General features: G+C 57.9%; 10 protein-coding genes. 4 read left to right on the top strand and 6 right to left on the bottom strand.

Features of this window, described 5'->3' with window-relative positions:
• Positions 1–128: 128 nt before the first annotated feature.
• Together Q0650_RS17030 and Q0650_RS17025 are read right to left on the bottom strand one after the other, a co-directional pair.
• Positions 129–497 carry a roadblock/LC7 domain-containing protein gene (locus tag Q0650_RS17030; RefSeq protein WP_012256185.1) on the bottom strand — a complete coding sequence of 123 codons (369 nt, stop codon included), beginning with the start codon at positions 495–497 and terminating at the stop codon, positions 129–131.
• Positions 498–754: 257 nt separating this feature from the next.
• Positions 755–2,035, bottom strand: a complete 1,281-nt coding sequence (locus Q0650_RS17025) for an extracellular solute-binding protein (protein WP_298821142.1) — start codon at positions 2,033–2,035, stop codon at positions 755–757.
• A 318-nt stretch (positions 2,036–2,353) separates the two neighbouring features.
• Between Q0650_RS17025 and Q0650_RS17020 the strand changes: the two genes are divergently transcribed.
• The 3 genes from Q0650_RS17020 (at position 2,354) to serA (ending at position 6,129) form a co-directional block, all read left to right on the top strand.
• Positions 2,354–3,688: an Hsp70 family protein gene (locus Q0650_RS17020; protein WP_298821140.1), complete on the top strand. Its 1,335-nt coding sequence runs from the start codon at positions 2,354–2,356 to the stop codon at positions 3,686–3,688.
• 169 nt (positions 3,689–3,857) lie between these two features.
• Positions 3,858–4,430, top strand: coding sequence for an SIS domain-containing protein (locus tag Q0650_RS17015; RefSeq protein WP_298821138.1), 573 nt, complete (start codon positions 3,858–3,860; stop codon positions 4,428–4,430).
• 121 nt (positions 4,431–4,551) lie between these two features.
• On the top strand, positions 4,552–6,129 hold the full coding sequence (gene serA / locus Q0650_RS17010; RefSeq protein ID WP_298821136.1) for a phosphoglycerate dehydrogenase: 1,578 nt from the start codon (positions 4,552–4,554) through the stop codon (positions 6,127–6,129).
• Between the two features lie 138 nt (positions 6,130–6,267).
• Here the strand turns inward: serA and Q0650_RS17005 are convergent, their stop codons facing one another.
• The 3 genes from Q0650_RS17005 to thpR all read right to left on the bottom strand — a co-directional run bounded on the left by Q0650_RS17005 (position 6,268) and on the right by thpR (position 9,559).
• Positions 6,268–7,503: a TsoY family (seleno)protein gene (locus Q0650_RS17005; protein ID WP_298821134.1), complete on the bottom strand. Its 1,236-nt coding sequence runs from the start codon at positions 7,501–7,503 to the stop codon at positions 6,268–6,270.
• A gap of 367 nt (positions 7,504–7,870) precedes the next feature.
• The gene (locus tag Q0650_RS17000) at positions 7,871–8,911 is read right to left on the bottom strand and encodes a vitamin K epoxide reductase family protein (protein WP_298821131.1); all 1,041 of its coding nucleotides are present in this window, start codon (positions 8,909–8,911) and stop codon (positions 7,871–7,873) included.
• Between the two features lie 105 nt (positions 8,912–9,016).
• A complete protein-coding gene (gene thpR / locus Q0650_RS16995; protein WP_298821129.1) occupies positions 9,017–9,559 on the bottom strand; it encodes an RNA 2',3'-cyclic phosphodiesterase in 543 nt (180 codons plus the stop codon).
• Between the two features lie 543 nt (positions 9,560–10,102).
• Between thpR and Q0650_RS16990 the strand changes: the two genes are divergently transcribed.
• The gene (locus Q0650_RS16990) at positions 10,103–11,320 is read left to right on the top strand and encodes a hypothetical protein (RefSeq protein WP_298821128.1); all 1,218 of its coding nucleotides are present in this window, start codon (positions 10,103–10,105) and stop codon (positions 11,318–11,320) included.
• Between the two features lie 117 nt (positions 11,321–11,437).
• Here the strand turns inward: Q0650_RS16990 and lon are convergent, their stop codons facing one another.
• Positions 11,438–13,804: an endopeptidase La gene (gene lon, locus Q0650_RS16985; RefSeq protein ID WP_298821126.1), complete on the bottom strand. Its 2,367-nt coding sequence runs from the start codon at positions 13,802–13,804 to the stop codon at positions 11,438–11,440.

Below are 13,804 nucleotides of genomic sequence, written 5' to 3'. Positions count from 1 at the left end.
ATTAGCGAGAGACAATGAGAACAGGGCACGGCGCTGCCGTGCCCTGACAAAAACAGCCCACTTGTCAGCAGGCTGTTTACGATGAACAGTCGTATCCCCACTTGCCCGGCTGGCTGAGCGAGCAATGGCTACACAAGATTCACCAGCTCATTTGCCGTGCGACGCATATCGAGGAAGACCAACCCCAGCTTGGCCCGGCTTTGCGCCAGCGCAGTCAACACTGCTTCCTCACCAATAGCCATCAGGATCACGTAACCGTCTTCACCGCGCACGAAGACCTGATCAAGTTGCCCGCGCCGCAGTTCACTGGCAATGCGCTCACCCAGCGACAGCATAGCCGCGCTCATAGCCGAGACGCGGTCTTCTTCGACATCTGCCGGCAGCGCCGAAGCCATGATGAGGCCATCGACGCTTACTACGGCGGAGGCCTCAATATCGGGCGTGTTCATTGACAGGGCCTTCAGATGCCGCACCATTTCTTCGGTTCTGCTTGCCATTCATATCCTCCTTAGAGGCCGTCAGCCAGTTCGGGACAGGAACGAGATCGTGTGGGCCTTAAAACACCAATTAGGGCAGAACTAACATCAAGACGGCCTACACGTCGATTATTCTACTACATCTTTGCGCGAGCGGCAACTGGTTTTACCAGATTTTACCCGTTAACCGTTTTGGAAACCTGCGCTTTAGCGCTATTGTAAGAGGTTTTGCGCAGTTGGTCAAATGGCTTATGACAGATTGATGGATTGAGAGCGCACTAAGGGGCGGGAAAGACCCGGCGTAGCGTCTCATCGGCCACGGTAACCGCCTGCTCGGGAGTAAGTAAACCACGCACTGCGCTCAGTTGCATATCGGACAGGGTTGTCCAGACCAGTTCATTGGCAATCCGGTCTGCCGGCATAGGCAAGCCGTGCTGGGCCTGAGCGCGAAACGCGCGCGCGGCAGCCAGTTGCACGCGATCGGCGAGATCGTTATCGCTCAACTGGAGGGCGAGCTGCGTCGGCTGGCGACCGATTGCCAGAAGCATGCGCTGGCTATCGACTGCAACCATATAGCGCATAAAGGCCTGAACAGCAGCCTGAGCATCCGGGTCGGTTAAGCGCGCATTGACGACAATAACATCAGCCTGCACATACGGTTGTGGCGCCTGCTCGGTCTCGGCGAGAATGGGAAGCGTGGTCACGCCAAGTTGATCGTTCCAGATAGCGCGGTAGTCGGCCTGAGCATGGGCCCAATCAATCGTCATGATTGCCTCACGAGCCTGCAAGACCCGATCCACAACCACGCCATCGAGCGTTGCCAGCACCTGTTCGTCACGATACAGTCCGGCAAGCCAGGCCAGCCAGCGTTCGGTACCAGGACGGCCACTGTCACCGAGCACAACCGCACCCTGTTCATCAAATACCCGACCTCCAAACGCATAGAGGTAACCGATGGTTCGATCGAGCGAGAGATTGTACGCTAACCCCCACACTGGCGGAACCCGATCACGATCGGTTAGCGCGCGGGCCATAAGCAAGAGTTCATCAACGCTGGTCGGTGGCTGAAGCACGTTGGCGCGATTGTAGTAGAGTGCCAGGGTGTCAAAGTTGATCGGCATGCCAAACAGTGCCGGCTGATCGCCAACGGTTGCGCGAGCGGCGCCAACGGCGGCAGGCAAGAGGCTCTGTAAATCTGCCGGTGAAAGTAGATCGTCGAGTGAGCGAATGGAACCGGCACTTGCCAGGAGGCCGAGTGTATGGCTTTGCACCAGGGCCAGATGCGGACCGCTGCCTTCATTGACGGCGGTTACCAGATCGGTCGGCAGAGACACTGCCGGGCGCGCCTGCACAACAATCTGCCATTGCGGATGAGCCTGATTAAATTGATCGACTAACGTCTGTAACACACGACTATCCGCTGCCGGCCAGGCGTGCCACAGTCGCAAAATGACTCGATTCGATTGAGCTGACGGCACTCCGGTTGAGGGAGCGGCACACGCGACGCATGCCAGCAGCCAGAGCAGGAACAGATGACGAAACAAGAACTGGTAACGCACAACATCCTCGCAGACGAAGCCGGGCGCTTTCATTATAGCAGGATGCGTTGCGCGCTACGGGCTTTGACCATCTCAGCAGATCGAACCGGGAAAGCTTCTTCTATCGAACCACCGACCGGCCTGGAATAGCTCGCGCTTCGGCGCAGAGCGCAACCTGTTCCGGTCACTTCGACGCGGCGGAAGGCGCACAGTCGATAACCGACGCTGTTGGCAGGAGCGAAATGAAACTCTATCTCAGTCTCAGGTCTGATTGACAGAATCAGAAACATCCGCTAGGCTAAAAATTCGACTATTCAGATCAAACACGAGGTGATGAAGATGCGTGTTGGGCTTGACTTCGGCACAACCAACTCTAGCGCTGCGGTATATGACGGCCATACCTTGCGCCTGATCGACCTTGACCCAATCAACACGCAACCGGCGATTTTACGCTCGACGCTCTTTATCACCCGCGAAGGTGTGCCATTCATTGGCCGCGAAGCGATCAACCGCTTTACTGAAGGCAACGTCGGGCGTGAGATCGAGTATGTTTGGAAATATATCGGTGACGCCGAGCTGACCTTTGCCGAAAGCGGTACGGTGATGCAGGCGCTGTACGTGAAGGTAGACGCAAACGCGCCCGGTCGGTTGTTTCAATCATTGAAGAGTAGCCTGCGTGATCGCAGCTTTCAGAAGACCAACGTCTTCGGCGTATACTACACCCTGGAAGAGCTGATTGCGCTGGTCTTGCGCATGATCGTCGAGCGGATTGAACAGCAACTCGGCGCGCCGATCAGCCATCTGGTCATCGGGCGACCGGTGCATTACGCGACCGACCCGGCCAGCGATGAGCTGGCTTTTCAGCGGATGCAGGCGGCATGTCGGTTAGCCGGGATAACGTCGTTTAGCTTTCTCGAAGAACCGACGGCTGCCGCACTCTCGTATGCGCGCGCCAACCGCCAGGCCCAACGGGCACTGGTGTTTGATTTTGGCGGCGGCACGCTCGACATCACCATCATGGAACTTGATGAGCGCGGACGACCAACTGTGCTGGCAACCGACGGTGTACCGGTGGGTGGCGATCTGCTCGACCGCCGGATTGTAATGGGTCGTTTGTTGCGCCACTTTGGCGAAGGAGCAACGCTTGGGCCGCGCCGCCTGCCGTTTCCCAATCACGTGCTTGACCACCTCAGCGAGTGGCAGACGATCATCGATCTCACTCAGCCTAAATACCTGGCTATCATCGATGAAGCGGTAGCCATTGGTGACCGTCCGCGTGAATTGCAGGCCTTGCGCACGCTGGTGCGCAAAAACTATGGCCTGCCGATGTATGAGGCTGTGGAACAGACAAAAGTGGCGCTTTCTCAGGCCGACCGCGCTGTTTTCAAGCTAGATATGGATGATATAACCGTGCGCGACGAGATTCCGCGTTGGGATTTCGAGCGTCTGATTGGGCCTGATGTGCGAACGGTCGAAGCCTGTATCGACCGGGCACTCAAGGCAGCGAACTTGCGACCAGAGCAGATCGATGTCGTTTTACGCACCGGCGGGAGTTCGCGAGTGCCCCGCTTCGCGCGTATGCTGAGTGAGAAGTTTGGCGCTGACCGGCTGCAAGAGATGGACGTATTTACCAGTGTAGCGGCAGGGTTGGCAATTAAAGCCAGTGAGAACTGAGATGAACAGATGCGCGTGACAAAGACAGGTGAGAGCGGCAAATACCCAACTGAGATCCGCTCCTGCGATCACGCAATTAACCGCCACTGACGTTCACCCATTCCTGCGCTGCTCCCAACGTAACACCTGCGCGTATAATGAGGCGCGTAGTTGAAGTAGGGGAGCAGCTATGTCTTTTCAACAGCAATTAGAAGAAGCGATTGATGTATTGCAGGACTGTCGAAAGCTGGCGCCAGACATCGATCGGATTGTGGCAGTAGCCACTGCTGCCTTACTGAACGGCCACACGCTCTACACCGCCGGCAATGGCGGCAGCGCCGCCGACGCATTGCATCTGGCCGAAGAGCTGATCGGACGTTACCGCAGCAATCGCCGCCCGTTGCCCGCCATCTGCCTCAACGCCGACATCGGCGCGTTAACCTGCATCGCCAACGACTTTGGCTACGACGAGATCTTTGCCCGTCAGCTTGCCGCACTGGGCAAACCCGACGATGTCCTGGTGGTATTCAGCACCAGCGGTAATTCACCCAACATTCTGAATGCATTGCGCACTGCGCGCGCCAACGGTATGATCACCATTGCTCTGCTGGGTAAAGATGGCGGCGCAGCCCGCGAATTAGCCGATCACACGCTGATTGTACCCAGCGCTAATACCGCCCGCATCCAGGAAGTGCATACGCTCATCTTGCACGCAGTTTGTGAAGAGGTCGAACAGCGAATGATCGGATCGGGAAATAGATGAGATGATCGATGAAATAGCCCGGCAACGAACGATACCGGTTTACTCCGTTATCTGTAAAACGGAATGAACCAGATGACCATACCGCCACCGCTCGTTTCACACCAGCAACAAAGAGGGAGTTATGAACCGCATCCTTGTCACCGAAAAGATCGCCACTGAAGGTCTCGATGTCTTGCGTCAGGCCGGTACCGTTGATGTGCGGCTGGATCTCGACAAATCGGCGCTGTTATCGGTCATTGGTGAGTACGACGCCCTGGTTGTGCGCTCGGCTACCAAAGTCACCGCCGACGTAATCGCTGCCGGTGAACGGTTGCGGGTGATTGGGCGGGCCGGCACCGGGGTTGACAACATCGATGTTGAGGCAGCGACCAGACGCGGCATCATTGTTGTCAATGCGCCGGCTTCCAATAACGTTGCCGTCGCCGAGCTGACCATTGGCCTGTTGCTCTGTCTGGCCCGACGCATTCCGCAGGCACATATCTCGTTGCAGAGCGGACGCTGGGCGCGCAATGACTTCGTTGGCTGGGAGGTGCGCGGCAAGACGCTAGGGCTGGTCGGCCTCGGTCGGATCGGCTCGGAAGTGGCGCGGCGGGCGCGGGCGATGGAGATGGACGTGATCGCGTATGATCCGGTTGTCTCATTCGACCGCGCAGAACAACTGGGGGTCGCGCTGGTGACTCTGGATGAGCTGACACACCGGAGCGATGTGATCTCACTGCATGTTCCGCTGATCGAGAGCACCCGCAATCTGTTCGACCGTGACCGGATCAGGCAGATGAAGCGCGGCGCCTACCTGATCAACGCCAGCCGCGGTGGTATCGTTGATGAAACGGCGCTGGTTGAGGCGTTGAATGATGGGCATCTGGGTGGCGCTGCGCTCGATGTCTACGCCAAAGAGCCACCGCCTGCCGATAGCCCGCTGCTGGGACACCCCAAAGTCATTACCGTGCCACACATCGGCGCTTCAACCGCCGAAGCTCAATTGAGCGCCGGTACCGAGATGGCCGAAGGGGTCGTTACAGCGCTGGCCGGAGGGACTCCACGCTACGCTGTGAACGCGCCATTTGTAGCGCCTGAAGCATGGAATGTGTTGCAACCCTACCTTGGGCTAGGGCGGTTGCTCGGCACGCTGGTGATGCATCTGGTGAAAGAACCGGTGCGGAGCTACGATCTCGAACTCGGTGGCGAACTGGCCGAGATGGATACGCAACCGGTGCGGCTGGCAGTTTTGCAAGGTCTGCTCGCGGCCAGCAGCATTGAGCGGATTACGCCGGTCAATGCGCCCATTATCGCGCGTGAACGTGGCTTGCGTATGACCGAACGGGTGAGTCCCGAGGCCGAGAACTACGCCGGCCTGATCACGTTGCACGTGCAAACTGCCGAGCGCACCCGCAGTTTTAGCGGAACGGTGTTGCGCGGCGAGCCGCATATCGTGCAAATGGATGGTTACTTTGTCGATTTTATCCCACAGGGATCACTCTTGATCACCTACCATCACGACCAGCCTGGCATGATCGGCAAAGTCGGGCAATTACTCGGCGCCGCCGATGTTAATATCTCCGGTATGTACGTAGGCCGACGCGCGCCGCGCGAGCAGGCGGTGATGGTGCTGACGCTCGATGAACCGGCGCCGCCGACCGTGATGGAGCAGGTAGCGGCGATTCCAGGGATTGATGCAGCCTTCAGCGTAACTCTGTAACCGGCAACAGCAATGCCGGCAGCGCCAGTGTCGGCGTTGCCGGCATTATTTGGATGATAGCGTCGAGCGGCGGGGCGCGGCAAAACAGTCTCAGGCACCTGAAGGGCTGGCGCTGATGCGCGCCAGCCTTCTTTATGATTACGCTGCGCTCTCGGCTTCGGCCAGCGCTTTGGCAGGAGCCGACAGCAAACGGCGATCAAGACGGAACATTGTCACAATACCGAGTCCCTGAACCGCGGCCAGAGCTGCCAGCAAGACGAAGTAGATCGGCGAGAACTTTTCAACCAGACCGTTCTGCACCAGACCAACGTGCAGGAAGAACATACCGAGCACGAACAGACCAACCGCCGGGCAGATCAAACCGTAAGAGCCAGGGCTGCGAGATGGGCCATTCAGATAGGTGCGGAAATAACCCACTCGCCGCAACACCGACCAACCGAACAGACCGGTCAGGATTTGCAGGCTGAAGAAGACGGCGGTAATCAGCAAGCGATGCGGCGCCTCGATATGCAGCTCGAAACCGGTGTGCAGACCATGGCTGAGGCGCAGGAAAGCGATACCGATCAGGGTCATCAGCGGGATCGGCATCCACAGACTCGGCCCGGCTTCAACTGCCAATCCGTTGGTCAGCATTGCCCGCACACCCAGCACCAGCAACACCAGCCCGAGCACGATAGCCGCGGTGGTAAAGAAGATCGAGCCGAGCATCGCGACACCGATGGTCAGCTTGATCTTGCTCATCGCCGCCGGCGCAGCCAGACCGACACCCACCATAGCGAAGGCGAATGCGGCGAGCAACTGGGTCAGGTTGTTGTTGCGGGCGCAATCAAAGTGACCATTGGCCACGGCGCGGCCAAAAATATCGGCAAAGGTGCGCAGCGCCAGGACGCCCACGGCCACAAACGCCATCATCGCGAAGGGGAAGAGATATTCAACCACGTTCCACAAACCGGGCACGAAGACGGCACCGCTTACGAAGAGTACGTTGATCGTCATTGCCAGCGTCAATGGCAATGCCATCAACATGACTGCCCCGTTCGTTTCGCGGAGCTGGAGATATGCGCCACTGCGGCGAAACCGGCTGTATTCGGCCAGATTCCAGATCAGCAACTGGATATGGCGCAGAGCAAAAATGGCGACACCGCTCAACGCCAGTAACAACAACAACTGACCGATAAGATCCGACTTGCTCCACAGCGCGGCAATACTGTCAAAGGTGACAATCGGCGTATTGGGATGTGGAACGAGGAAATTGAGCCAGATAAAGAAGGTAATGGCAGTGCCACCATTACCGAGCGCGGCCAGGAAGTAGGTTGGCGTGTAGCGTTCTCCCATGGCGCGCAAGCCTGTCAAACGACCGATCAACTGACTCATGAGCGTGTAACCTCCTTACAAGTTGTCGATGCGATTTTCACCTTTCGCAAAGAAGATGCAATATCTTGGGTGAAGGTTACAGGGTTCACCTAACGTATGTGGTGCTCGACGCGCTGGGAAAAGGATGATCACCGCCGGCACGCATGCCTGTCGCCGACAGCGCGGGCCGGTACACTAAAGTTATCAAACCTGCTGTTCTCAAACAGAGACAGCGCAGATTGCCGGCAGCCACGCGATGCGCTGCCGGCAATGATGACGCCGCCGAGGGATAAAAGCGAGAATAGACGATGAGTCGCGTTGCAAACCGGCTCTAACCAGTTCACTGCCGGTGACGCTGACCAGCAGTCGCGCCATTCATTTCCACGGCTCAATGGCGTTTGGGCGCCGGAGTCAAAGGTCGCCGACCACGGACAACATGATGCGATGTCGGTGACGCAATCAACCAGAGCAGTGCGGTCATCGTGATAGCCGAGAATAGACACCACAGGCAGGTTGCCCCGATGACGAATGGCTCGAGGAACGTCAGGTAGAGAGAAAAGAGCACGCCAACCACTATCAGGCCGCTAAGTGTCTGCCAGGCCCGGCGAACCTGCGTGAAATGAGCGATCAACCAGGTTACGAGGATCGCCAGATAGCCACCAACCCCGATTACTCCGACCGGTATGCCGGCGATACGGGCGTAAGGGCTTTGGTGAACAAGATTGCAGTCGCCGATCGGGCCGCAAACCGCCGCTTGCTGACCCAGCTCAATCCAGGATAGATATCCGGCCAGCAGCAGACCGAGACCGGCCAGTATGGGTATCAAACGGCTCCGTTGGAATGGTAACGAATGCGCAAATGAGCGGCGCAGACGCGGTACGGTCGCAACGAGACTGATTGCCATCGCACCTAACACAAACAGGGCCAGACTATTAGCCAGCGGATCGCGGTTAAACGGCGCTGTTTCCGGCGCCGGCGCAGGCGCTATCCCCGCATCGATCGGCGCGGTGAGTGGTTCGAGTCCAGGAATTGATGGCCAGTTGTTGCCGCCATGCGCCAGTGACTGTTCGATCAGGGCCGGCAGGTAAGTGGGAATTTCCATACTCCCAACCAGATGGCGCTGCTCGAAGAAGAGGGCCGGCACACCCCACCGCTCACGCGGAACAGCGAAAGCTTCCAGCGCAGCGACATACAACGCCTGACCATCTGGAGTTGTTACGTCAACAATCAACACTCGCAAGCGATCACCGTAGCGCTCTTGAAGCGGCGGCAGGGTTTCATTGAGCACTACATGGCAGTGGGGGCACGATGGCGAAAAGAAGAGCACAGCTCGCGCCGCGATTATTGTTTGGGCAGCAGCCGACTGCACCATCACACCGAACAGCAACCACATCCCGAAGAGATAAATGAGTATGCGATAATAGCGCATAACAACCACCTTTGGCTCATGCTTTCGCATTCATCATATTGGTTGTTATGGCGCAATGAAAGAGCTAAACACCCAACAGATTGGTAAGAATAGCGCAACTGATTGTCAGTTGAGAGCGGTGTAGATTGCGCCTCTGGATGTCAATTGACTGCGGAACAGAATGGGGCGCTGCGGCTGCCAGCTCACCGGTTTGGGGTTGACAGCAGGCAATACCAGACGCAATGCGCGCAATTCTGCCGGTGTCGCCGCCGGACGAGCGCGAGCCAGGGTGATATGGGGGGTAAATGGACGTGAGTCGGCTGGCAGGCCTAATTCCTGCGTCACCGTTGTCACTGCCTGGTAGAGGGAGGTTAAGCCGGTAAGATCACCGCGAATGCCAACCCAGACTACCCGCAGCGAACCGGTTGCAGGAAAGCAGCCTAACCGGTCGAGGTGGAGGGTGAACGGGGGCGTCTCGATTGCGTTGAGCGCGGTGACCAGTGGCTGCGCCAATGATGCCGGCGTCTCACCAAGAAATTGCAGAGTCAGATGCATCCCCATCGGATCGCTCCAACGCACGGCGCGACTGTGTTCACTCAGACGCAGTTGCACGTCACGCAGCTCCCGGCGCACTTCAACCGAAAGATCAAGCGCGATGAAGAGGCGCATTGTGGATTCAGCGGATGACATAGCTTATCTGTATGTTAACTATGAGTCTTAAACTTGATCTGTATTGTACTGTGAGTCGGCGCGAAGTACCAGCGCTATCCTTATCGCTAACCCTCTGCCTGGTTCAAGGCCAGAGAATGGTCGCCGGGCGCGCAGGCATCCGCCGAGGGGGATCGGAACTGGAGCGGTTGTTCCCCTGTCTCCCGCTGGCACTGCGCAAGAGTGGTTATTGCAGTACGATCAGGTTGCAGGCGAAAACGTGTAAAGGGTATCACTTATTCGAAGCTTTTCCATTGGCGAATGCGACTCAAGAGTAGTTGGCAAAGAACGACACGGCGCTGTCCCCTTTTCTGCTGTACATTTTTGTGGTCAGCAGTCGCCGAATGTCAGCGCCACCGGCTTTGTCCTGGAGATTGGCGCTCTCTCAGGACCGCAATGACTCTCTCAACCGCGCAACACACCTGGCGCCAGTTCGTATCGAGATTAAGATACAAAGGCTGCGGAACACGTTCTCGCTGCAGCGTTAACGAAAGGCGCAACTGGATGCACTACCACCGTTTCATCTTATTGCTCGGAATGCTTGCGCTGATGAGCGGCTGCGCGAGCGTGGCGAATATTCCGCCCTCAGCTTCTACGCCACCTGCTGCGCCAACGGTCACCTCGACCAGCGCGCCATTGCCAGATGCAGCATCGATACCGACTACGCAGCCAACACCCGATCGAGCAGTGTTACCCGCGCCGCTGTACATCCTTGCCGGCGGCCAGATTGTGCGGATTGAACGCGATGGCGTTACCCAAACCCAGATTACCACTGAAACACCACCCGCTGTGGACGCGCTGGCAATTGTTGCGTTTGACATAGCGCCAGCAACAGCAACACTGGTCTACGTTGTTCAGAACATCGACAAGCCATCGCTCCTGATCCGCACTGACGCCGATGGTAACTGGCGCAGCGTCTTGTTAGACGATCGGTTTGTTAGTTTCCCATTGCTTTCACCTGATGGTTCAACGGTTGCCTTTTCCGCATTTGATGAAGGTCTGTATGTCATGCCGGTCGCCGGTGGCGAACCACGCCTGATTCTGCCAAATCAACCGGTCACCGATCTGACAGTTTCCGGCGGTGATGGCCGCGGCTTCGCGCCTGCCGCCTGGTCGCCGAATGGCGCCAGACTGCTGGTTCATGCCTACTCGCTCACAGTAGAGCGTTGTGAGCTGGCAGTCGTCGATCTGAGCAGTGGAGCCATCACCTACCTGAAAGCGCCAGAGTTGATTCCTTCCTGCGCTACCGCTGCCTGGTCAGCAGATAGCCAGAGCATTTACTTCAGCGTTGTCAACCCATCAAACCTGTTTAACGAACCCGGTCTCTGGCAGGGGAACGCAGTCGATGGCATCTCCACTGCGCTCCCACTCGAGCCGGCAAATGTGTTGGTTCGCGCGCCATTCGCCACACAAGAGCGACTATACGCTTTTGTGACACCATTTCCCGCTCAGGTTGCCGATCTGGATGTTCCACCATACCCAGAGATGCCGTTCACGATGAGCAGTGTTTCGCTGACCGGCGGTTTGTTGCTTCCCCTGCGAAACGATGCCTTCACGCTGTATCAGACACTTTGGGCCGACAATGGTTCGGGCGCGGTTATTTTCGAGAGCAGCGATCCGATGCAGGTGCGTGTGCTCTGGGTACCTGCAAATGGCGATCCGACGGTTGAGCTGTATCGCGGCCAGGATATTTACGAGATCGCCTGGGGTAGAGCGCCATAAAATCACTGTTGCGAAAATCACTGTTGCGTTCCTGAAGCACACAGTGATACGCAGGGCGACAGCAGAAGGCCGGACGGAAGACCCGCTGGCCTACCAAAACGCCGCGCCACGCTTACGCTACCCGCTCACCGGCACCGCGACCAGTCCTAGCTCGCGCAGCACTTCATCCATATGCTTGACCAGGACGATCTCCAGTTGCTCTTTCGTCTCTGCCGGCACTTCGCGCAGATCGATCTCGTTCTCTTTCGGCAGCAAAACCTTGCGCACGCCAGCCCGCTGCGCGGCGAGCAATTTCTCTTTTACGCCACCGATGGGCAGAATTTTCCCGCGCAGTGTCACTTCACCGGTCATAGCGATGCGCTTATCGACTTCTCGCCGGGTGAGCGCTGAGATGAGAGCGCTGGCGATAGTAATTCCGGCTGAAGGGCCATCTTTGGGCACTGCGCCGGCAGGCACGTGGATGTGAATATCGCTCTTGGCGAATACCTCGGCGTCGATCCCTAGCGCAGCAGCCCGTGAACGAGCGTAGGTGAGGGCAGCGCGGGCCGACTCTTTCATCACATCACCCAGATGGCCAGTAAGGATCAATTGACCGTTGCCGGGAATGACGCTAACTTCAATCATCAACACATCACCACCGGTCGGCGTCCAGGCCAGGCCGGTCACAACCCCGACCTCGTTTTCGCCTAACAGTGTCTCGCTGCGGAAACGTGGTGGCCCCAGCAGATCGTCGAGATCGACGGCATCGATCTGAGCGGGTAGCTCTTTACCTTCAGCCAGGCGGGTTGCCATCTTGCGGTAGATGGCACCGATCCGCCGTTCGAGATCACGCACACCAGCTTCGTGGGTATATTCGCGAATAAGTCGTTGCAGGGCAGCCGTCGTAAGTTCCGGCCCGCGCGTTGACATCCCCTGCTCGCTGCGCTGGCGGGGGATCAGGTAGCGGCGGGCAATCTCTAACTTTTCCTGCTCGGTGTAACCGGCCAGCTCCAGCAGCTCCATACGGTCGAGCAAAGCTGGTGAGATGGTGTCAGCGCGATTGGCAGTGCAGACAAACAGCACCTTGCTCAAATCGAACGGCACATCGAGGTAGCGATCGACGAACGCGACATTCTGTTCGGGATCGAGCACTTCGAGCAACGCTGCCGCCGGATCGCCCTGAAACCCGATACTAAGCTTATCAACCTCGTCGAGCAACACTACCGGATTGTTGCTACCGGCGCGGCTGATGCCTTGAATGATACGGCCCGGCAGCGCACCGATGTAGGTGCGTCGATGACCGCGAATCTCTGCCTCGTCGCGCACTCCACCGAGCGCCACCCGGACAAATTTACGTTCGAGAGCGCGGGCAATCGAGGCGCCCAGACTGGTCTTACCGACACCGGGAGGGCCGACAAAACAGAGGATCGGACCGCGCGCCTCGCCACCGGCCCCCGCTTCCTGCCGGAGTTTGCGCACCGCCAGATACTCGATAATCCGCTCTTTGATCCGCTCAAGATCGTAATGGTCTTCATCAAGCACCTGGCGCGCCCTGGCCATATCAAGGTTGTCTTCAGTGCTTGTGTGCCACGGTAAATCGAGCAGCCAATCGAGATACGTGCGAGTTACGGTATACTCGGCAGCGCCGGGAGGCATGCGTTCGAGGCGAGCCAACTCGCGCTCGGCCTCCTGGCGCGCTTCGGCGGGCAATTGCGCTTCTTCCAGGCGACGCCGCAGTTCGGCGATCTCGGCAGCGCGATCGTCGGTTTCGCCCAACTCGCGCTTAATCGCCTCGAGCTGCTGCCGCAACACGTACTCGCGCTGATTCTTTGAAACCTCTTCCTGAGCCTTGCGCCCGATCATCAGTATCTCACGCTCGCGCTCAAGCAAGCGTAAGACATGCTGCATGCGCTCGGAGACATCGAGCATATCGAGCACGGCCTGCTGATCATCGAGACTTAGATTGAGATTGGCCGCAATCAGGTCGGCCAGCATACCGGGATGAGGAGCATTGGCAGCGGCAAGAGCCAGTTCATCAGGCAGGTTCGGGCTAAGCTCAACGATCTGCTGGAAGCCGGCCAGCGCGGCCCGCGCCAACCCCGACACCTCCATCGACACATCGGTTGGATCGCGCGAGACACTCACCCGCGCTTGAGGGTAAGGCTTGATTGTCACCCACTGCTGCACTTTGATGCGCGCCTGTCCCTGCAACAGCAACTGCACCCCCCCTTGTGGCAGCCGCATCATGCGCACAATCAATGCCGCAGTGCCAGTAGGCGCCAGCATTGTCGGCTCAAACTCTTCGCCGGTTTGCACCCGGCGGAAGACGCCTATGATCTTGTTTGAGAGCGCGGCTTCATCAACCAGCCGCACCCAGGCGTCGCCGCTGACAACCAACGGCAAAAACATGCCGGGGAAGAGCACAGCATTGTTGATCGGCAACACCGGCAACACTTCGGGAATCTCCGATGTTGTTGGACGCTGAACAGTGGTAGCTTCACTCAC

Source organism: uncultured Chloroflexus sp. (assembly GCF_937129525.1).
Taxonomy (GTDB): Bacteria; Chloroflexota; Chloroflexia; order Chloroflexales; family Chloroflexaceae; genus Chloroflexus.
Note: the sequence above shows the minus strand (reverse complement) of the source record. Positions and strands in the feature narration are given on the sequence as shown.